Source organism: Streptomyces sp. NPDC058470 (genome assembly GCF_042721055.1).
Taxonomy (GTDB): Bacteria; Actinomycetota; Actinomycetes; order Streptomycetales; family Streptomycetaceae; genus Streptomyces.
On sequence record NZ_JBHXMF010000026.1, the window covers coordinates 89,186 to 110,193 of the forward strand.

Annotated in this window: 15 protein-coding genes, 1 pseudogene and 1 riboswitch; of the genes and pseudogenes, 10 read left to right on the plus strand and 6 right to left on the minus strand. The window is 68.7% G+C overall.

All coding sequences use genetic code 11. The features are described from left to right. Window positions 1–2 precede the first annotated feature (2 nt). Entirely contained in the window at window positions 3–1,625 is a 1,623-nt protein-coding gene (locus ACFWP7_RS20525; RefSeq protein ID WP_384382966.1) for an ABC transporter substrate-binding protein, read from the minus strand. A 391-nt stretch (window positions 1,626–2,016) separates the two neighbouring features. After that, window positions 2,017–2,126: riboswitch (SAM riboswitch) on the minus strand. A gap of 462 nt (window positions 2,127–2,588) precedes the next feature. Here ACFWP7_RS20525 and ACFWP7_RS20530 point away from each other — a divergent pair. From ACFWP7_RS20530 to ACFWP7_RS20540, 3 genes are all read left to right on the plus strand, one after another. Beyond that, a complete protein-coding gene (locus tag ACFWP7_RS20530; RefSeq protein WP_384382967.1) occupies window positions 2,589–3,338 on the plus strand; it encodes a YoaK family protein in 750 nt (249 codons plus the stop codon). 371 nt (window positions 3,339–3,709) lie between these two features. Further along, window positions 3,710–4,468: a class I SAM-dependent methyltransferase gene (locus ACFWP7_RS20535; RefSeq protein ID WP_384382968.1), complete on the plus strand. Its 759-nt coding sequence runs from the start codon at window positions 3,710–3,712 to the stop codon at window positions 4,466–4,468. Between the two features lie 124 nt (window positions 4,469–4,592). Then, the gene (locus tag ACFWP7_RS20540; protein WP_384382969.1) at window positions 4,593–5,189 is read left to right on the plus strand and encodes a dihydrofolate reductase family protein; all 597 of its coding nucleotides are present in this window, start codon (window positions 4,593–4,595) and stop codon (window positions 5,187–5,189) included. 70 nt (window positions 5,190–5,259) lie between these two features. Here ACFWP7_RS20540 and ACFWP7_RS20545 read toward each other — a convergent pair whose 3' ends face one another. Then, entirely contained in the window at window positions 5,260–6,333 is a 1,074-nt protein-coding gene (locus ACFWP7_RS20545) for a lipocalin-like domain-containing protein (protein ID WP_384382970.1), read from the minus strand. Window positions 6,334–6,819: 486 nt separating this feature from the next. Between ACFWP7_RS20545 and ACFWP7_RS20550 the strand changes: the two genes are divergently transcribed. From ACFWP7_RS20550 to ACFWP7_RS20570, 5 genes and pseudogenes are all read left to right on the plus strand, one after another. Next, entirely contained in the window at window positions 6,820–7,800 is a 981-nt protein-coding gene (locus tag ACFWP7_RS20550) for a threonine/serine dehydratase (RefSeq protein WP_384382971.1), read from the plus strand. Window positions 7,801–8,106: 306 nt separating this feature from the next. After that, a complete protein-coding gene (locus ACFWP7_RS20555) occupies window positions 8,107–8,331 on the plus strand; it encodes a hypothetical protein (RefSeq protein WP_384382972.1) in 225 nt (74 codons plus the stop codon). A gap of 93 nt (window positions 8,332–8,424) precedes the next feature. Then, a pseudogene (locus ACFWP7_RS20560) lies at window positions 8,425–9,604 on the plus strand (M20/M25/M40 family metallo-hydrolase). Between the two features lie 322 nt (window positions 9,605–9,926). Next, window positions 9,927–10,130, plus strand: a complete 204-nt coding sequence (locus tag ACFWP7_RS20565) for a cold-shock protein (RefSeq protein WP_126388790.1) — start codon at window positions 9,927–9,929, stop codon at window positions 10,128–10,130. Window positions 10,131–10,415: 285 nt separating this feature from the next. Beyond that, entirely contained in the window at window positions 10,416–11,972 is a 1,557-nt protein-coding gene (locus tag ACFWP7_RS20570) for a DEAD/DEAH box helicase (protein WP_384382973.1), read from the plus strand. Between the two features lie 224 nt (window positions 11,973–12,196). On the opposite strand, the gene ACFWP7_RS20575 is transcribed toward ACFWP7_RS20570, so the two are convergent. Together ACFWP7_RS20575 and ACFWP7_RS20580 are read right to left on the minus strand one after the other, a co-directional pair. Continuing rightward, the gene (locus tag ACFWP7_RS20575) at window positions 12,197–12,697 is read right to left on the minus strand and encodes a cysteine dioxygenase (protein ID WP_384382974.1); all 501 of its coding nucleotides are present in this window, start codon (window positions 12,695–12,697) and stop codon (window positions 12,197–12,199) included. Further along, the gene (locus ACFWP7_RS20580) at window positions 12,694–13,596 is read right to left on the minus strand and encodes an amidohydrolase (protein ID WP_384382975.1); all 903 of its coding nucleotides are present in this window, start codon (window positions 13,594–13,596) and stop codon (window positions 12,694–12,696) included. The genes ACFWP7_RS20575 and ACFWP7_RS20580 overlap by 4 nt, the downstream gene beginning before the upstream one ends. Before the next feature lie 145 nt (window positions 13,597–13,741). On the opposite strand from ACFWP7_RS20580, the gene ACFWP7_RS20585 reads away from it, so the two are divergent. Next, the gene (locus tag ACFWP7_RS20585; protein WP_384382976.1) at window positions 13,742–14,755 is read left to right on the plus strand and encodes a LacI family DNA-binding transcriptional regulator; all 1,014 of its coding nucleotides are present in this window, start codon (window positions 13,742–13,744) and stop codon (window positions 14,753–14,755) included. 50 nt (window positions 14,756–14,805) lie between these two features. Here the strand turns inward: ACFWP7_RS20585 and ACFWP7_RS20590 are convergent, their stop codons facing one another. Then, window positions 14,806–18,870, minus strand: a complete 4,065-nt coding sequence (locus tag ACFWP7_RS20590; RefSeq protein ID WP_384382977.1) for a discoidin domain-containing protein — start codon at window positions 18,868–18,870, stop codon at window positions 14,806–14,808. A 364-nt stretch (window positions 18,871–19,234) separates the two neighbouring features. Between ACFWP7_RS20590 and ACFWP7_RS20595 the strand changes: the two genes are divergently transcribed. Continuing rightward, window positions 19,235–19,918: a LuxR C-terminal-related transcriptional regulator gene (locus ACFWP7_RS20595; protein ID WP_384382978.1), complete on the plus strand. Its 684-nt coding sequence runs from the start codon at window positions 19,235–19,237 to the stop codon at window positions 19,916–19,918. Window positions 19,919–19,948: 30 nt separating this feature from the next. On the opposite strand, the gene ACFWP7_RS20600 is transcribed toward ACFWP7_RS20595, so the two are convergent. Next, window positions 19,949–20,908, minus strand: a complete 960-nt coding sequence (locus tag ACFWP7_RS20600; protein ID WP_384382979.1) for a nucleoside hydrolase — start codon at window positions 20,906–20,908, stop codon at window positions 19,949–19,951. Window positions 20,909–21,008 lie beyond the last annotated feature (100 nt).

Sequence of the window (21,008 nt, forward strand, 5' to 3'; positions counted from 1 at the left end):
TGCTAGCCGATCCAGGTGTCGTGCAGCTGGATCCGGCTGGAGGCATCGAACCTGAGGTCGTGCACCTTCTTCGCCACCCCCAGCTGGGTCTGCAGCTCCACCACGGGAATGACGTAGGCGTTCTGCACGATCAACTGCTGTGCCTGGCCGACCAGTTCCTTCCGCTTGGCCGCGTCGGCCGTTGCCGCCTGCTGGGTCAGCGCCGAGTCCAGCGGGCTCGTCGGCAGGTGGTAGAGGTTGGCCAGCTCGGTGGAGTACTGGCTGCGCAGGATGTCCGGGTCGGCGCGGGTCAGGTTGCCCCACGACGCGTCGAAGTCGCCGGACTGCAGCATCGTGGCGAACTGGGCGGTCTGCGTCTCCTTGAGCACCACGTCGACCCCGACCGCCTTCAGCTGTTGCTGGATCAGCTCCAGCGTCGGCTGGTTGGTGGCCGCGTTGGCGAACCACCTGACGATCAGGCTGAGCTTGGTGCCGTTCTTCGATCTGATGCCGTCACTGCCGACCTTCCAACCGGCCGATTCCAGCAGGGACTTCGCCTTCGCCGTGTCGAAGACCAGGTCGGAGCCCTGGTCCGCGTAGTCCGGTGTGGTGTACGCCAGGATGCTGGTCGCCGGCCTGGTGCCGGTCGGGAACACGGTGTCGACGATCTGCTGCCGGTTGATGGCGAACAGGAGCGCCTGACGCACCTTCGCGTCCTTCAGCAGTGGGCGGGAGTTGTTCAGCCCCAGGTTGAACACCGCACCGGGATTCGCCCGTCGTTGCAGGTTCACCTGGCCACCCGTGAGCGCCGCCTCGTCGGCCTTGCCGACGCTGCTGATCGCGTCCACCTGACCGGACTGCAGGCTGCCGGTGCGCACGCCCGATTCGGGCACCACCTTGAACACCAGCTTGTCCAGGTACGCCTCGCCCTGCTTGGTCCACAGCGACGAACCCCAGGCGTACTTGCTGCGCTTGGTCAAGGTGATCGCCTGGTTCTGCACGTAGCTCTCCAGCGTGAACGGCCCCGACCCGACCACACCCTTGCTGCACTTCTCCTGCGGGCTCTGCAGGGCACTCGCCGCCGACTCGATACCCAGCGAGTGCGTCGACGTGGCCTGCAGGAACTGCGCGTTCGGCTGCTTGAACTCGACCCGCACCGTGAGCGGGTCAACCGCGGTGGTGCTGTCCACGCCGCTCAAGTACCCCTGGGCCAGGGTCCCCAGGGCGCCGAGCTTCGGTACCGCGTCGAAGTTGTCCTTGACCACCTGCGCGGTCAGCGGTGTCCCGTCGCTGAAGGTGACACCTGATCGCAGGTGGAAGGTGAACGTGGTCGTGTCGGAGCTGACTTCCCAGCTCTTCGCCAGCCACGGCACAATTTTGCCGGTCCTGGGATCCTGGTCGGTCAGGGAGTCCACGATCTGGCGCAGTGAGTAAATGGTGTCGTTGCTGCCCACCTGCTGCGGATCCACGCAGCCCACGTCGGAACCCACTGCGAAGGTCAGTGTGCCGCCGGACTTGGCCGGGCCGTTGTCGCTGGTCGAGCCGGCGCTGTCGCTCGACGTGCAGGCACTCAGCAGGACGCTGCTGGTCACAAGGGCGGCGAGTGCCGCCCACCGGGTGGGTCGGGAATCCGGATGCGATATCACGGACGGGTTCTCCTACTCCAAAGTCACCGCGCACGTACCGGTGCAGACCAAGGCGAAGTGGCCCTGAGCAGACCTGGGCGAAGTGACGGAAATATCCGGAAGGTGTCTGGGGGAAGGGTGCCGACGAAGGCGTGACAGTGCCGCGGACTCCGACAGCGCCGTGAGAGCCCGCAGGGAGTCGCCCGCGGCGTCAAAGCCGTCGGCGAACGTCAGTCAGGAGGGCGGTGAGGCAGGGACGCAATCAGTCGTGACACAGACAGCTGGTGAAGAGCTGCAGGTCGATGTGGCGTCGGCGGGAGAATCCGGAGAACACCGCGGCGGCCGCGATCGAGGCACTGAGATCACTGCTGTTCGGCACGCTCGTCCTCCCGATCTCAGGCCCGGTCAAGGGGCCACGCGCTTGCGGGGTCGATGACCCCGCCGGGCTTTCACCTGGAGCACCCCACCGCGGCGGAGGGTTGCCGATCAACGAGCCAGGGCTTGACGCTGACACTCAATGCCGCTTGGAACGCTAACGAGCGTCGCCATGATCCGTCAATGCCGACAGGCGAGTTGGGCCACGCACGGCACGGCGGATCGAGTGGCGAAAGGACCGGAAACGGCCTTCCGAACTCTCCTGACCGGCCGCCGGTCGGGTCCGAGGCGCCCCGACTCAAGAAATCGTCGGCCCTGTCTGTTTCGTCATTCCAGAGGGCCTTCGTAGTTCTTTGCTGAAACCTGAGTAAGGTTTCGCCCAAATATGTGGCTTTTTCCCGGATGTGGTCACATCCTGAACGCGGGAGATAAATGTGTACCTAGCAACTAGTCGGGGCGAGTTGCCGACTCTGAGCGCTTGGAGGGAAAGGCATGCAATGGAGCAGCCTGCAAAACACCCACGGCCGGCTGTCTCGACTCGAACGTTCTCGGGACACTCAATCTGCCGCCCCGACCCTGCCGGTCCGGGGCGACGGAGGAGCCGAACCCGTGGATGACCGGCGTGTGGACCTGGCTGCCGCGCACGCGGCACCGGAACTGCTGGCCATTCGTGACTGGCTGCTTGTCGCCCTGGCGTTCTCGTCAGGCGTCTTCGAGGCGATCTGCTTTCTCTCCTTCGGGAAGGTCTTCACGGCGTTCCAGACCGGAAACCTGGTGTTTCTCGGACTTGGTGTAGCCGGCACGCGGCCGCCCGCCGGCCCGGATCCCGTTCGCGTGGTGATTTCACTTGCCGCGTTCGCCGTGGGGGCCGCGCTGGCAACACGGATCCTGACCGCGTTCAACGGCGACGAGGAGATGGAGGACTCGCAGATCTTCGAAGCGTGGCCGCGTCGTGTCTCCATCGCACTGTGCGTCGCGACGGTGGCGCAGGTCGGTTTCATCGTCGTGTGGATGGCGGCGTCTCCGTCCAGCCTCGTGTCCAACATCCTGGTCGCCCTCAACGCCTTTGCGATGGGTCTGCAGATGAATGCCGTTCGGTCGCTTCATGTGCCGGGCATTTCCACCACGGCGGCCACGGCCACCTTCATCAGCTGGATTTCCGGGATCACCACCTGGTCTCTCAAGCCCGCCGCGGTACGTCGCCTGACCGGGGTCCTGGTGGGCATGGTGGCGGGCGCCTTCGTCGGAGACTGGATGCTCAGCCACGCGCATACCTACGCGCCGGTGCTGCCAGTGGTCGTTATCGCACTCGTCGTCGCGATCGCCTCCGTGATGTTGAAGCAGAAACCTGCGCGATAGAGCGTCCGCGAGCGGGATCACCGCCTTGGTGAGCGGGATCCTCGCCTCGGTGCCGGTACGGCAGACATGACGGTCGTACCGGCTCGGGCTGACCGGCGCTGTGGCGAGGATGCGGCTTGAGGACCGTGGTGAGCTGCAACGCACGGGCGGGCGGCCGGTCTCGGGGCTGCATCCCTTACGCGAGGCGAGCCGGTAGGCCGTCTTCCGCCTGAAAGTGGTGTGGCTGCCGTCCGCGGCTGGGTAGTCGGCCCGGGGCCCCGTGCCGACCGGGCCGCCGTCCTCGGGAGGCGGCACCCGCTATCCGCGGCTTCGCCGAGGCCCGTGGCCCCTGGGTTCGCCCGCAACGACCGGTCGTACCGCACAATGGTGCGATGATCGACGGTACTTCGCGGACAACAGCCGAGCCGCCGCCCCGGTTGATCAAGGACGACGAGTTGGCCGGCCATTCGGTGGTGGCCAACAGCGCCATGAACCGCGAACGGGCTCTGGCCGGCGTCAACAGCTACCCCCGCGAACTCGGCTTCGCTCCCACGGAGTTCCTGAACGAGAGCAACCGCCGCTCCGCCCCTTCATGGCTGGACCTGTGCAGCGGAGAAGGGCTGGCCCTACGCGAAGCGGCCAAGCGACTTCCGCAAGCCGCACTGACCGGCGTGGACCTGGTGGGCCCGCGGTTGCAGGCAGCGCTGCCCGACGGCCTCGAACTCATCACCGCAGACCTCGGCGGGTGGTCCGCGGAGCGCCGCTACGACCTGGTCACCTGCGTCCACGGACTGCACTACATCGGCGACCGGCTCGCACTGCTGGAGCGGGCCGCCTCCTGGCTCACCGGCACCGGCCTGCTGGTCGCCCACCTCGACCCCTCGACGCTGCGGCGACCCGACGGCGGTGATGCCTCCCGCCCGGTCCTCGCCGCACTGCGCGCCGCCGGCTTCCACTACTCGGCCCGCCACCACCGCCTCAGCCTGCGGGGCGGCCGCCACATCACCCTGCCCTTCACCTACCTTGGCGCCGACCCCCACGCGGGCCCCAACTACACCGGCCAGCCGGCCGTCGCGTCGTACTACCGCCCCCGTTCGGCGCGCCCTCCTGCGGAGACGATGGGAAACCCTCGCCAGGGGCTGGACAGGTGATGCGGAAGGCAGCGATGACTTTCCAGCGACGCGGCAGTCTCCATGGCCGTAGACCTTGGGGTAGTTGCCGTAACCCTTGGCGTGGTTGCCGTAACCCTTGGCGTGAGGAAGAGGAGCGAGTCCCATGCGCATCGTGATCAGTGAATTCATGAGCTTGGACGGCGTCGTACAGGCACCGGGTGGACCCGACGAGGACACCGAGGGCGGCTTCGCTCACGGCGGTTGGACCCACCCGTTCTTCGATCCGGAGGTGGTGGGCGGCGCCTTCGCCGACGCGCTGGCCAAGGCCGACGCGCTGTTGTTCGGGCGCCGCACGTGGCAGTCGATGTCTGCGGCGTGGCCCGAGCGGGGCGGCGACCCGTTCGCCGACCGGATGAACGCCATCTCGAAGTACGTCGTTTCCCGAACGCTGGGCGACGACGACCTGACGTGGAACAACACCACGCACATCCCCGGGGATGAGGCCGTCGCCCACATCCGCAAGCTGCGCGAGACGGAGGGCGGGGACCTGCTGGTCATGGGGAGTCCCACGCTCGTGCGCACCCTTCTGCGCGAGGGCCTGGTCGACGAACTCCGGCTCATGATCATGCCGGTGACCCTCGGTGGCGGTAAGTCGATCTTCCCCGGCGACGGTGCGTTGCGCACGCTCCAACTGGTCTCGACCGTCACCAGCGGCACGGGCGTGAACGTGTGCACCTACCGGCCGGTCGACAAGGGGTAGGCCGGGAGGCGCCGGGCGGCCACCGACGGAGGAAGCCCGCGCTGACGCCCGCCGCTGTGCCGGAGCCGGTTCAGTGCTTGCCGAAGTACATGAGTTCCCACAGAGCCGGTGCGCTCACGCTGTCGACGGCCTCGCCGTGTGTGAGGTGCTCGACGGTGACCTGGCCTGTGAAGCGCATGTACGCACCGTTGAATCCGGCGAGTCTGGCCAGGATCCGTTTCGCCCCCTTGAGGGATTCGATCATGCGGTTCTGGACGATGGTGTTCTCGCGGCGGAAGGTGACCCGGAACCCTTCGCCGCCCTCGGGGGCCGCGTCGTAGTCGAACACAAGGGTGTTGGCGACCGGCTTTCCGGTGACCGGGTCGGGGTGTTCGTCGGACTTGGTGAAGCGAACCAGGTTGGCGCGGTCGGCGAGGATCTCGCCGTTCTTGGCGAGCATGAAGATGGGGATCTCGGCGGAGCCGTACTTCTTCGCGGCGGTGATGTCGGAGGCGATCACGGTGTAGTCGCCTGCCTCGGCGCGCGCCCAGTACCAGTGGTGCATGAGACGCGCCATCTCGGCGTCGCCCCAGTTGTGGTCGTGGTAGCCGGTGCCCGTGCGGGTCTCGGTCGTGCCGTCGATGGTGAGGGTGGCCTCGACCCGGCCCTGGGGGACGGAGGGCAGCCAGGCGAAGTACCTGTGCTTTTCCTCCCCGAACGTGACGTGCCCGGTCTCCGGCCGCCAGGAGGGGACCTGCCCGGTGAGGGTGACGTCCGCGACGACGCCGTCGACGTCCGCGTGGATGCGGTAGGTGTGCAGGTCACCGCTGAAGCGGTTGTCGCCGATGCGAACATCGCACCGGTCGGTGCCGAAGTCGTGGTCGTCCGGGTACTCCGGTGAGGTCCGTTCGATGTGGGTGCCGTCCGGCCGGTCGAGCTCGATGGTGACCACTGGCGCGGGCGGCTGGTTGACGCCCTTGCCGACCCGGAAGTCCTTGACCATGAAGTTGATCACGAGGGTGGATCCGTCGTCGAGGACGCAGTCGAAGTACCACCACTCGAAGGTTCCGGGGCCGCCGGGGCGCGAGCGGAAGCCGTCCTCCCAGGGCGCGATCTCGCCCCTGGCGATCCCCAGACGCTGGTAGTCGGCCGGCCGATCCGCCATGCGGCAATCCTCGGTGCGGGACATCGTCGTCTCCCCTTTCCCTCTGCAGTCGTGCGGTGAGTTCATGGTTGGTATCGGCTCATCCGACGCCGACGTTGACCCTTTCCTTTCTCCCGTCCGCGTTCGGCGCAGTCCTGAGGCGTAGTCCTCAAAGGCGCAGTCCTTAGGCGTCGGCCGATGCGGAGAAAGAGGGCAGGTCCCTCCTTGGCCAGGAGGGCAGACATCACCGGCGCGGCGCGGCGCGGTCGGGCAGGAAGAACCCATCCGTAACCACGGTGTCGCATCACTTGGCCCGGCGCAGGTTCAAGTCCTCGGTCGGTACGCCGTTCCCGGCGGCCCCGCTTGATGGGCGAGCGTCCGCCTGCCCTGTCCGCAGGCAGGCGGAAGCTCGCCCGTCAAACGGGCCGGGCGATCCGACGTCGGGGCTCAAGTGCCCTGACCCTGACCCTGACCCTGACCCTGACCGTGGCGCTACGCTGCTGTGTCGTGCAGCAGACGCGTCTCGACACCGCCCGGATCCGGGCGGCTCGCCGGGTGATCGACCCGATCTTTCTCGACACTCCGCTGTACCGCTGCGAGGCGCTGGAGCCCGACCTCGGGTGCACGGTGAGCATCAAGCTCGAAACGGCGAACCCGGTCCGCAGCTTCAAGGCCCGTGGCACCGAGGTGGTCGCGAGCCTGCTCGCCGACGATGCCTCGCGAGCGGTGGTGTGCGCCAGCGCGGGCAACCTCGGCCAAGCCCTCGCCTGGTCCGGCCGCGGCCGGGGGCTCGACGTCACCGTCGTGGCCTCCCGCTTTGCGACGGTGGCCAAGCTTGATCGCATCCGCGCGTTGGGTGCCAGTCTGGAACTGGTGGACGGCGACCACGAGCTGGCCCGCGAGCGGGCGGCGGCCATCGCGCGGTACGACGGTATCCGGCTCGTCGAAGACAGCCTCGACCTCGAGACCTGCGAGGGCGCGGCGACCATCGGCCTTGAACTGGTGGACACCGTGCCGTCGTTCGACGCCGTCCTGATCGCTCTCGGCGGCGGGGCGCTGGCCACCGGTGTGGGGCACGTGATGAAGGCCCTGGCTCCCGGAGTCGAGGTGATCTGCGTCCAGCCCTTGGGCGCACCGGCGATGACCCACTCGTGGCGCAGGCGGCGCGTCGTGACCACCGACTCGACCAACACCATCGCTGACGGCGTCGCCGGCCGGTGTCCCATCCCGGCCGTCCTGGAGGACCTCCTCCTGGTCGCCGACGACGCCGTCCTGGTCCAGGAGGCCTCGATCATCGCCGGTATGCGGATGCTCCTCGACCACGCCGGCCTCATTGTCGAACCGTCGGCCGCGCTCGGCATCGCGGCGATCCTCGAAGACCGTGACCGCTTCGCCGGCCGACACGTGGTCACCATCCTGTGCGGCAGCAATGTCGACGTGGACGCCTATCACCGCTGGGTCGGTGCGGCTCCCGTCCTCCGGCCTTGACAGTGGCTCCGGCTTGGCGACAGCCAGCGCGGTGGTAGCGGTCGAGATGCGTCAGAAATCGAACACGTGATTGAATTACGGCATGGCGCACCAAGCGGACCGGACTCGGTCCTGCCGCTCGTGCGAACTCGGGCCCGACAGGAGAAGGGAGGGCATCACCGCCGAAGCTCCAGCGATGCCGGGTTCCGTCCCCTCGGCGCCGCAGCGCATCGCAGCGAAGGAGCACGCAGGCCGCGACGAGCACCGATGAGAGCCCGATGCGAACATCCGGAACCGCATCCAAACCGTACGAACGAGGCTGGGCCCATGTCCGCACCATTGCCTGTGACCGTGGCTCAGCCCTTGCCGAAGGGCGGTCGCCGAGTTCGTGTGAACGGCGAGAACCTGGGGGTGGCGTACAACCTTGAGGACCTCTCCGAGTTCCTGCGCCGTGCGGGCCTGGATTTGGATCCGGTGGCCGCCGCGGCTTCGCCGCTCATCGACTGGCGCGGCGTCGGGCCGGAGTGCTGGAGCATCGACGGCCGCGGTTGACCGATTGCAGCGGTTTGGTGAGTGATGGATCCCTTGGTGGATGAAGCAGGCGGGTGGTGTGTTCTTATGCATCTGCGGGCTGGAAAGCAGATCATGACCGCATCACCCGTTGCCGCCCTCACCGCCCGCGCCCAGGACGTCTCGTCGGAGATCGTCGCCGACATCCTGACGCTCGTCCGTCAGGAGACCAGCAGCTACGACCTGTCGAGCCTCGGGACCGGCCTTGACCTCCTGCGGGAGCTGACCGTCCACCGGCTCGGGAAGCCCGACCACGAGGAGCGCCCCCCGGCAGCGAGTGCGGAGAGACCCTCACCTTGACCTACACCGGCACGGGTGCCGGGTACGTCGCGCTCGTCGGCCACTACGACACCGTATGGCCGACCGGGAACCTCGCCGGACGGGAACAGCGGGAGGCCTCCGAGGACGGTCGGGACAAGCTCAGCGGGCCTGGCATCTTCGACATGAAGTCGGGTCTGGCGCAGGGTATCTGGGCCCTGAAGCTGGCCCGGGAGGGCGGCGCACCCTTGCCCACCGTCACCTCTCTCTTCAACGGCGACGAGGAGATCGGCTCCCTGTCCTCACGGCCGGTGATCGAGGAGGTCGCGCAGAAGGTCGACGTCACGCTGGTGCTGGAGCCGAGTGCCCACGGCGCGGTCAAGACCGCCCGCAAGGGCACGGGGATCTTCCAGGTCACGGCCACCGGCGTCGAGGCGCACGCCGGGCTGGCGCCGCAGGACGGGGCGAGCGCGATCACCGCGCTGGCCGAGTTCGTTGTCGCCGCCGCGGCCGTCGCCGCCCCAGGCAAGGGCATCACGATCAACACCGGGCTCATCGAAGGCGGCTCCGCCATCAACGTCGTCGCCGGGCAGGCCACCGCCGGCGTCGACATCCGGGTCAGCAGCGAGGCCGAACAGGTTCGTGTCGACGCCGAATCGGACGCCATCAAGGTCAGCGACCCCCGGGTCCGCATCGAGATCGATCACGCCTGGAACCGGCCGCCGATGACCCTCAACGCCGCCTCCGCCCCCCTCCTCGACCTCGCCCGCAGTGTCGCTCACGAGCAGGGCCGCGGCGCTTTGCCGGACGCCGCCGTCAGGGCGCCAGCGACGCCAACTTCGTCGCCGCCCTCGGCCTCCCCGTACTGTGCGGCATGGGCGCAGTCGGCGACGGCGCCCATGCCCAGGGCGAGTTCATCTACCCCGACACCGTGCCCGCCCAGACAGCCCTGGTCGCGGGACTTCTGGTGCGACTGGCGGAACCGCTGCGGGGCTGAGCCGCGGTGTCCTGGCCCGCGGCACGGCGGCGTGCGTGCTCCGCCGAAGCTGATATCCCTGGCTGCGGGTTCAGAAAGCTGCGGAGCGTGCGGGCAGGGCGGCCCGGGAGGAAGGTAGAACGTGCCGTGCCCCGATCCGCGCATCGTGCTAGGCTTGATCCAGTTGCAGTTGTGGTTCCCGTTGACTTCAAGTGCCTTAGACGAATCAATTTCGTCGGGCATTTTTGTATTTCCGGTGCTTTTTACCGGACGGGGTTCATCTCGGCGACGCGGGGGTTCACACAGTGCGAACCCCTGGGCATGGCCTCGAAGGAGATTTGACATGGCTACCGGTACGGTTAAGTGGTTCAACGCGGAAAAGGGTTTCGGTTTCATTGAGCAGGACGGCGGGGGCCCGGACGTCTTCGCCCACTACTCGAACATCGCCGCCCAGGGCTTCCGCGAGCTCCAGGAAGGCCAGAAGGTGAACTTCGACATCACGCAGGGCCAGAAGGGCCCCCAGGCGGAGAACATCACTCCCGCCTGACGCTGAAGCGTCTGAGGCAGCTGGGACCCCCACCCTTGCGGTGGGGTCCCAGCTTGTTGCTTTTTGCAGGGTTTGCCGGACGGGCAGTGATGACCTGATCGGGCTCCTGCGATCCGGTAGGCCGATCTCGGCGGATTCGGAGAAATCCGATTCCAGCGGCTGTTTTCTACCGTGCCGGTACGACCGGCTATTTTTTTGGTCTTATATTCGGCTCGTGCTTGCAATTCATTCGGCTTATGAATGCCGGGAATTCCTCGATGCGTGCCATATCGAGGAAGGTTCTTCATGAACCGCTCAGCTCGCACGAACGACCGTTACTCCAAGACCCGTAAGGACGGCTCCGCCGGTTCCGACCGAGGAGCCCGCTTCCGGCCGCAGGGCCAGGATCGCCCCGGTGCCCGCTCAGGCGGCAACGGACGCCGTCCGACCGCGCCGCAGGGAGAGTTCGCGCTGCCGGTCACCATCACCCCGGGGCTCCCTCCCGTTGCGGCCTTCAGTGAACTGGACCTGCCTGCCGAGTTGTTGAAGGCCATGGCCGACCTCGGCGTGACCGAACCGTTCCCGATCCAGGCCGCCACCCTGCCGAACTCCCTTGCGGGCCGCGACGTCCTGGGCCGTGGGCGTACCGGATCGGGCAAGACACTCGCCTTCGGTCTGGGGCTCCTGGTGCGTACGGCCGGACAGCGTGCCGAGGCCAAGAAGCCGCTGGCCCTGATCCTGGTCCCCACCCGCGAGCTCGCCCAGCAGGTCACCGATGCGCTCACCCCGTACGCCCGGCTGCTGAAGCTGCGGATGGCCACAGTGGTCGGCGGGATGTCGATCGGCAGGCAGGCCGGCGCACTGCGTACGGGGGCCGAGGTCGTTGTCGCGACTCCGGGCCGCCTCATGGACCTCATCGAGCGCAGGGACTGCCGCCTGGACCGGGTGGGCATCACCGTCCTGGACGAGGCCGACCAGATGGCCGACATGGGCTTCATGCCGCAGGTCACCGTACTGCTCGACCAGGTACGTCCCGACGGACAGCGCATGCTGTTCTCGGCCACGCTGGACCGCAACATCGATCTCCTGGTCCGTAAGTACCTGCGTGACCCGGTGGTCCACTCGGTCGACCCGTCCGAGGGTGCGGTCACGACGATGGAACATCACGTGCTGTATGTGCACGGCGCCGACAAGTTCGCCACCGCCACCGAGATCGCCGCCCGCGACGGGCGCGTGCTCATGTTTCTGGACACCAAGCACGCCGTCGACCAGTTCACCAAGCATCTGCTGCACAGCGGCGTCAAGGCCTCGGCACTGCACGGCGGCAAGTCGCAGCCCCAACGCACCCGCACACTGGCGCAGTTCAAGACCGGTCACCTCACGGTCCTGGTGGCCACCAATGTCGCCGCTCGCGGTATCCACGTCGACGACCTCGACCTCGTCGTCAACGTAGACCCGCCCGGCGACCACAAGGACTACCTGCACCGCGGCGGCCGTACGGCGCGCGCCGGTGAGTCCGGCAGCGTTGTCACGCTGGTCACGCCCAACCAGCGCCGTGACATGACCCGCGTGATGTCCGACGCCGGTATCAGGCCGCAGATCACCCAGGTCCGCTCCGGCGAGGCCGAACTGAGCCGCATCACCGGCGCCCGGACCCCCTCCGGTGTTCCCATCGGAGGCGGCGGCAGCGGCAGCGTCGCCGAGTCGGTCGGGGAGCGGCCCAAGCGTGGCGGAGCGCCCTTCCGTGGCATGGGCACCCTCCCGGGCCGGGCTGGTCGCGTCAGTGGTGAGTCCCGTAGGTCCGCCGAGGCCCGACTGACGGCCGAGGCCCGCAAGGCCGCTCGCATCCGTCGCGGCGTATAGCACCGTCCGGTGGACCTGAGGGAGTTGGCAAGCCTCATCCGCTGCACCTCGAGTTCGTCCGCCCGTCACCGCCCAAGGGCGTCACCATCAGCAGCAGTCCGGGTGAGGTCGCGTCGCCGGCCCTGAGCTGGGCAGTCAGGTCAGGGGCCGCCGCCGCGCGGGCGCTCCGCCGGTCCGTCGAAGACCGGCGTAACCGTCTCGTCCACCGTGGCCCATGAGGCACATCAGGCGGCCGGGGCGTCCAGCGGCCGCAGTTCGTCCGCGTACGAGACGGAGGTCCGGCGCATCAGGCCGTCGTCGGTGATGTCGTACTGGCCGAGGCGCCACAGCGGTGGCGAGTACGCGTGGACGGAGACCGCGTCGTCGGTGGCGCCGGTGAGGCGGTGGATGTGCTCGGATCCGAAGCAGAAGGAGTCGCCCGCCCCGACGGTGACGGACAGATGGCTGCCCCCGATGCGAGGGTTGGACTCGTTCAGTGCTCCCTGGACGACGGCGACCGCGCCGGAGGAGATGTCGTGGTCGTGCCAGCCGGTGTCGTTCTGCCGGGTCCAGCACAGCAGCCAGACATCGACGTACTCGTCGCGGTACAGCGACGCGTAGTGCCGCTCCTCGTCCGAGAACGCGACCTGCTCGCGCCAGAGGTCGGGGCGGCCGGCGAGTTCGTCGACGAGGTCCCGGAGTTCGCGCTTGTCGAGGGTGCGGTCCGGCAGGGCCTGATACGTCATGGAGTGGATCCCTTCAGCAACCGGGCGGGGTTGACGGTGCGTAGGGCGTGGACGGCGGCGTCCGCGCCGAGGTCGGGGATGGTGAGGGGCGCGTAGGGGCGGTCGCTGCCGCTGACGATCACGTTGATGCCGGCGGCCCGGACGAGCGCGTCCACCGCGCGGGTCCCGTAGGACGAGGTCTCGTAGAAGGCGTCGAAGTCGATCTCGCCGCGCCCTCCGCCGCGGGCAGCGAGTCGCTCACCGTGCAGCGGGGCCAGGCCCGCGAGAGCGGCGAAGCAGACACGCAGGCGTGGGTGCCGGGCGCGACCGAAGGCGCGGAAGGCGAACCAGGACGCGTGCATCTGCTGTTGGTAGGGGACCAGGGCCGCCCACCAGGACGGGGCGTCGGGGGTGGGCGGCGCGGCGCCCGGGTAGATGAAGAGCGGCTTGTCGTGATGGGGGAGGACTTCGAGAAGCGGTGCGCAGCGGTCCCAGCCGGCCGCGTCCAGCAGCGCGGTGGCGGGAAGTTGGAGGCCCCGGCAGCCACGGCGGAGTTCCCGCTCGACTGCCTCGACCGCCTCCGGGACCGGCGATGACAGGCAGGGCGAGGCCCAGACGCCGAAAGGCGCAGGCAGGGCAAGTGCGCCGTCGTGGAACGCGGTGAGCAGCCCGGCGGCCTCGGCGGGCGGCAGGTACTCGATGCCGAGCGGGCTGGACAGTGAGACCAGGGCCAGGTCGAGGCCGTCGGTCCGGGTCAGTGCGGTGCGCGCCGCGATGTCGTGGTCGGCCGGATCGACCTCGTAGGGCGGTTCACCCGCCAGGTGCAGGGTCCAGCCGTCGAGGTGGGGCGGCGCGGTACGGGCGCGCAGCACCTCGATGAACTCGGGCGGCCAGATGTGCTGGTGGACATCGGTGGGCACGCGGCAGTCCTTGGGAGAGTCCTCGTGGAGAGTCGGTTCGAGCGAGAGGTTAACCGCTTCACTTATGCGCTTAACTTAAGCGCTTAACAAGGTGAGGTGTCAAGGGTGCGCCGCAGAGCGGACAGGTCCCGGTAGGCTTCCCGACATGGCCAGGCCCACTAAGCGCACCACCCTCAGGGAGGTGGCCGAGGCCACTGGCCTCTCCACCGCAGCCGTCTCCTATGCCCTGCGTGGCAAGCACGTCTCGAAGGAGACCGAGGAGCGGGTGCGCAAGGCCGCCGCCGAGCTCGGCTACGAGGCCGACCCCATCGCCCGCGCGCTGGCCAGCGGGCGCACCAGCATGGTCGGCGTCATCGCGGGCGACCTCCAGGACTTGTGGCAGCAGCAGCTGATGGCGGCCATCGGCCGCGAACTGCTGGCCGGTGACCGCTATGCGCTGATTCTGGACGCCGGCGGCGATCCCGACCGGGAGCTGGTGCTCGCCAAACAACTGCGTGATCAGCGCGTCGACGCGCTGCTGGTGTCGCCGCTGAACCCTGCGGCCGAGGGATGGGCGGCGATCGCCGAGGCGCTGCCTGTGGTGGCCGTCGGGGACTCGCTCAGTGCGGCCCGTACGGCCGGAGAGGTCATCTTCGACAACAGGGCCGGCATCGACTCCGTACTGGAGTATCTGCATGATCTCGGCCACCGCAGGGTGACCGTGCTGACCCCGACGCGGCCGAGCACGCCGGACCGGCCCGCCGATGTGTACGCGCGCGAGGCCGCCGAGCGGCTCGGGCTGCGGGCCGAACTGGTGCCGTGCCCGCAGGAGTTGGGTGAGGCGACGGCGGTCGCGCGACGCCTCCTGGAGGGCCCGCGGCCCGCGACGGCCGTCTTCTGCTTCTCCGACTCCCTGGCATACGGCGTCTATGCGGCGGCGGCCGAGGCCTCACTCGAAGTCGGCCGGGACGTGTCCGTGGTCGGCTTCGACGATCACCCGGTCTCCCGCGTCCTCACCCCACCACTGACCACGGTGGACTGGGGACTGGCCGGGATCGCCGACGAGGCGGCCCGGCTGATCGTCGCGGCGATCGAGGGGAAGCGGGTGCGGAAGAAGCGGATTCTGTGTGCGCCGCGGATGAGTGAGCGAGGGTCGGCGGTACGGGTGCAGGGGCCCTGAGCCTGCGCCTCGGGCCCCGTTTTCCCTCGCTTTCCCAAGGTGCGGCTGGACTATGAACGGGCCTCCGTCCGCGGCACGTTGTAGCCCTCGACCCGCAGAGCGGGCCGACCCGAGGGAAGGGCGTCGGCGGGCCAGGTGAGGGTGATCTCCCGTGACTCGCCGGGCAGCAGCCATACGTAGTTGTCGCTGTACAGCGTCGGCAGCGCGCGAGCGCCGGTCCTGCTGTCCAGCAGCGACAGCCGGATCATCGCCGCGACGGCCGAGCCGCGGTTGTGGATCCGGGCCGTCGCCGAGCGCCGTGATCCCGTGCGCGTCACCTGCCCGATGTCGGCGGACACCTTCACCGCCTTGGCCTTGTTGAGCGCCTGCATGTCGGACGCCCGGCGGCAACGCCAGTAGGTGTTCTGCGACAGGAGCCGACCCCGGCCGTCCTCAAGGCCGAGGCGCAGGAGGTGGAAGTCCGGCAGGGAGCTCGTGAACGCCGCGGTGAACGCCTCGGCCGTGGCGGACGAGGCGACGTCCACCGTGGCGCGCCGGGTGGAGCCCAACTGCCTTCCGCCCAGGTCGTAGGCGCGAGCCGTGACCGTCACGTCGTTGAGCCCGCGCGGGGTGTGATTGACCGCGATGACCTGCCAGTTGACGGGGTCGGCCTGGACGTGGACGGGTTCGCATGCCGCGCGGGAGCCGTAGTACATGCCGTTGACGTCGAAGTCGTAGTCGTACGTCTGCCACACCGTGCTGTGCCAGGCCGGGTGGGACATCCAGAGCATGAGGCCGCTGGCGTCCTTCCACAGGTGCTGGTTCCACGCCTCGAACATGGCGCGGGCGTTCTCGTAGTTGACGAACTGCGCCTTGCGCGCGAAGTCGTCGAGATCCTTCGCGGTGTCGAGGCGGGTCTCGATGGCCGCCAGGTAGTTCTGCGGGGCCTGATTACCCCGGGTGCTCCAGTCGTGGTAGAGCCACGCGCCGCCGATCGGCCACTCCGGCTCGTCGCCGACGAGCTTGCGCATGCTCTCGGCGGTGGACACCACAGGCATGCCGATCTCGGTGTGGAAGCCGAAATTGCCGCTCCCGTAGGTGGCGGGGGAGAAGTAGCGGTCGGGCTCCACCCAGCCGTAGGGGCCGCCGCCCGTGACGATGCTGCCTGCCGAGTTGTTCTGGTAGAGGACGTCGGGCGCCTCGGCCCGGACCGCCTCGCGCATGCCGGTGTCGATGGCCTCGGGCGGGTTGCCCTCGTTGGCACCGCACCAGACGACGACGCTCGGGTGGATGCGATAGCGCCGTACGGTGTCCCGCGCCAGGTCGTTGTAGGCCGTGTGGTCCGGCGGGTCCATCGCCCAGGCGTTGGGGAAGTCGTTCCACACCAACAGGCCGTGCTCGTCGCAACTGGCGAAGAACTCCTCCCGGTTGCTGGACGCGACCCAGTTGCGGATCATCGTGAAGTTCATGTCCCGGTGCATGCGCACGGCCGCGTCCATCCGGGCGGCCGGCATCCGGCGCAGCAGCTCGTCCCAGCCCCAGTTGCCGCCACGGCAGAAGACCCGGACACCGTTGACGCTGATCTTCAGCGGATCCGGGGTGTTGTCCACGGACTTGACGTCCGTCCAGGTGTCGCCGTCGTCGGACACCTGGATCACGTACGTCTTCGGGTACGCCGACTCCCATACGATCGTCACCCGGTCGAAGGAGACGGATGAGCCCAGGTCCACCCGGATCCACTGGTTGTCCTGATACTCCGAGGACCAGCGGGAGCCCGGGTCGCCGTCGGTCGCGTTCGAGGGGTTGTTGCCGGGATCCACGCTGGAGGCGGTGGCCGTCTTGTGCAGGGCCAGGTCGGTACCGGGGGAGGCGCTGTCGACCACCGAAAGGGTCCACATCGAGTTGCCCCAACTGGTCGCCCGGGCACCACAGTTGATCCGCACGTACCGTGAGGTGTGAGCGGTGAGGTCCACCGTCTGCAGGCTCGCGGCGCCGCTGTTGAACGGCAGGGGCACCGCGCCGTTGTCCACCGATCCCGCGTCGGTCCACGCCGAGCCGTCGGTCGAGACCTCTACGACGAACGTCCTGGCGTACGCCTGCTCCCAGGTCAGGTCGACCCGGTCGAAGGCGACGACGGATCCGAGGTCTACCTGGATCCACTGGTCGTCCTCGAAGGCCGAGGACCAGCGGGAGCCCGGGTCGCCGTCGGTCGCGTTGGACGCCGTGTTGCCGGAGTCCTCGGTGGACGCGGTGGCCGTCTTGTGCAGGGCCAGATCGGTACCGGCCGACGTGCTGTCGAACACCGACAGTCCCCACAGTGAGAAGCCCCAATTGGTGGCCCGGGTCCGGCACTTGATCCGCACGTACCGTGCTTGTCGCGCGCCGAGGGGCACCGGCTGGGTGTACCGGTTGCTGCTTCCGCTGAACGGCAGCGGCACCGCGTACTCGTAGCCGAACTGCCGTATGCCGAACCGGGTGGTGCGCTGGTCGCTCTCCTGGCCGTCGACCGAGGCGGTCAGCGTCAGATCGTGCAGGTCGGGGCTGCCATAGCCGTTGGGCCACCACAGCTTGGGGTCGCGCAGTCGCAGCGAGGCGTACGTGGAGGGTGCGAAGGTCACATCGACGCTCTCGCCGCCGGCCACCGTCACCGTCTGGGACACCCGTACGTCGTCGAAGGCGGCCGTGACGGTGACCCGTCTGCTCGTCGAGTCCACGTTGCGCACCGGGACCACGATCGTCAGCTCCGCGCTGGAGGTGTCCGGCAGGTCGGGGAGTTGCGTGTCCACCCGTGGGTCGCCGATGACCGCGTGGCCTGTCGAGCGCAGCCGTACGTGGTTCCAGATGCCGGACACCCGGTCGCGCACCGCCGGCATCCAGTCCCAGCCCGAAGCGGCCAGGTACGTCGGCGAGTTCTGGTTCATCATGGTGGCGCCGGCGTCCACGAAGGCAAGGCCCGCCGGGCCCTTGTCGCCGGGGCTGCCGGGGAACGGCATGGGGATGATCCTGACGGCCAGGGCCTGTTCGCCGCTCCCGGCGAGCACCTTCGTCACGTCGAGGGCGGAACGGGCGAAGGGGTACGTCAGACCGCCCACCTTCTGCCCGTTGAGCCAGACCTCCGCGGTGTGGTTGATGCCGTCGAACTCCAGCCAGATGTGCCGGCCCGAGCCGGTGCGCAGACCGGGCGGCAGCTCGAAGCCTCGCCGGTACCACCACGAGTGCCGGGACAGGGCCTCCGGAATGCGCAGGTTGTTGAAGCCGGCCACCGGGTCCGGGAGATGGCCCTGCTCCACCAGTGAGGCCAGTACCGTCCCCGGCACGGTCGCGGGCAGCCAGCGGCTCGTGTCCACGTCCGGCAGGGACAGCTCCGCGCCCTCCGCGCCGGCCCAGTCGTCCATGGTGAGCGTCCAGCCGGACTCCAGCGGCACCGTGCCGTCGGCCGCCGCCTTGAGCGAGGGCGCCCGGTGGTCATGGACACCCCAGTCGGTCCAGCCGGTCGCCGACGGGCGGTGTCCGTTCGCCGAGCCGTAGACCTCGAAGCCGTTGAGCCCCAGCGGGTTGGCGTTGGAGCGTCTGGTCACGGTCATCCGCACCCAGCGGGCGGTGACCCGTCCGGCCGGCGTGATGTCCACGACTCCACCCCTGCCGGACGTGGTCCGGTGGATCGTGGTCCACGTGCGATGGTCCCGTGAGGTCTCGACGACGAACTCCACCGCACAACTGGACAGGATCTCCTGCCCCGTCGTGCGGTCGCGGGGATTGCCGCCGGTGGAGGGGACGAAGACCGGGTCGTCCGCCGTCGCCTCGAAGGTGAGGCGTACGGAGTCGACCGCACAGTCCGCCTGCAGATCGACCGAGATCCACTGCGGGTCACCGTCGGCGGCACGCCAGCCGGTGCCCTTCACGCCCACCGAGTTGACCTTGTCCACGACGAACTCGCCGGGCGTGGGCGCGTAGTCGGTGGACGACACGGAGATCGGGCGATACGCCGCGAGTTCACCCCGTGCGCCGGTGGACCCCGGCGGCGTCGCAGCGTAGGCGTTCTGGGGGAGTGCGACGCCAAGGCCGAAGCCGGCGAGCAGAGTTGAACCGGTGGCCAGGACCGCGCGGCGGGAGGGACGGGGCGGATCGGTCGACATGTGCGGTGGTCCATTCCAGACGGTCCCGGAGGGGAGCAAGTGACCTCTGTGCTTGGGGCGATGACAACGTTGCCAAAGACTCTGCCGCCCCCGAACCCTTGTCAAGGTTTCTTGCACAGCTCGCTCACAGCGGCGCCGAGTTGAGGTGGTCCTGTCCTCCCGGTCCCGCAGCTTCGGACGAGGGGGAAGACCGGGGTCGGGTCATCCTTGAGGATCACGGGAGCGCGGTACCCCGGTACCGTCCGCGCTCCGGAACCAGCCCGCGGTACCGGGTTTCGGACCTTCCCCGTTCCTATCGTTGAGGCACGGCCCCCGGCGACACCGCGCCCGGACCGGCCTCGCCACGCTCACACTGGGACGGAACATGATCGAGATACACAGGCTGGTCAAGAGGTACGGCGAGAAGACCGCAGTCGACGGGCTCGACTTCACCGTCAAGCCGGGTGTCGTCACGGGCTTCCTCGGCCCCAACGGCGCCGGCAAGTCCACCACGATGCGCATGATCGTCGGCCTGGACGCGCCCACCAGCGGCCGGTCTATGCCCGGCGTCGACGGCATCGAGGCCACCCGCCGCATCGTGGCGTCCGGAAGCCGCTCACGGGTGCTCGTGCTGACCACATTCGATCTGGACGAGTACGCCTACGGCGGGCTGCGCGCGGGGGCGAGCGGCTTCCTGCTCAAGGACGCGCTGCCGGACGAACTACTGGCCGGCAGCCGCGCGGTCGCCGCCGGAGACGCCGTCGCGGCCCCGGCTCTGACCCGAAGACTGCTGGACGCCTTCGTGAAGAAGTCACCGGAACCGGCCGACTCCGGCGGCGCGGAAACCGATTCCCGGCTGGCCGGTCTCACCGGGCGCGAGCGGGAAGTCCTGCTGGCCATGGCCCGGGGGCTGACCAACACCGAGATCGCGGAACTGCTGGTGCTCTCGGCCTCCACCATCAAGACCCATGTCGGCAAGGTCCTCGCGAAGATCGGCGCCAGCGACCGGGTCCACGCCGTCATCATCGCGTACGAGGCGGGCATCGTGGGGACCGACCGACCTCGGTGACACGGCTGCCCGAACCCTGCGGCTCCCTGGTCAGGCGACTTGATCGCCGCTGAGCACGGTGGTCACCAGGTCGAGGAAGCGGTCGAAATCGAGGCCGGAAACGGTCCGGATGACGGGCAGGTCCTTGCGTCCGTGGTGCGCACGGCGCTCGACGACCGTCATGCCACGGGTCAGCTCGCCGCGTCGCTCCACGTCGCAGCGGACCTCGACACACTCGATGAGCGTGGGATCGATGAGAGCGGCGACGGCCACGCTGTCGATCAGGGAGCAGTACGACTGGTAGCCGCGCCCTTTGACGTAGTCCACCACCCGGGCGGCGAGCGCGGCTTCAGGGGTCCGTGCGCGGCGCAGCCGGTCGAGGTCGCTGTCGCGGAAGTTGATACGGGGGTGGGTGGCGATGTCGAGGCCGACGGCCACGAGGTCGAACCCGGCCCGGAAGACCCGGTGGGCCGCCTCGGGGTCGACGAATATGTTCCATTCGCTGACCGCGTTGTCGCCGGTGGCCTGGGACCAGGCGTACGGGGTGAGCCCGTAGGAGCCGCCGATGATGACGAGTTCGGTCACCTTCTCGGGCAGCTGGGGGTCGATCTCCAGGGCGAGGGCGAGGTTCGTCAGTGGCGCGAGTGCCGCGATGCTGATGTCACCGGCGTGGGCGTTGACCGTGTCCACGATCAACTGCGGGGCCGGGCGCGGGTCGACGGTACGCGCCGAGGCGGGGAAGTGGGACTCGGCGAGGCCGTCGCTGCCGTGCGAGAAGGGGTCGACCGGGTAGTCGCCGTCCAGTGGCAGGAGGGGGCCCTGGCCGACCGGGATGTCATCGCGGTCGAGAAGGTCGAGGACACGCAGTGCGTTCGCGGCGGTCCTGTCCGAGGTCAGGTTGCCCGTCGCCGCGGTGACTGCGAGGGTCCGCAGCTTGCGTGACTTCAGCGCGAGGATGATCGCGAGGGCGTCGTCCATGCCCGGATCGGTGTCGATCAGAAGATTTTTCACACGTGCCTTTCTCGCATTCGGCATCCCGGCTCCGGGCGTCCGGGGGAGTACTCCGCCGAGAGCCGGGACACTGAAAGGTATGGTAGGTATAACAACAAGC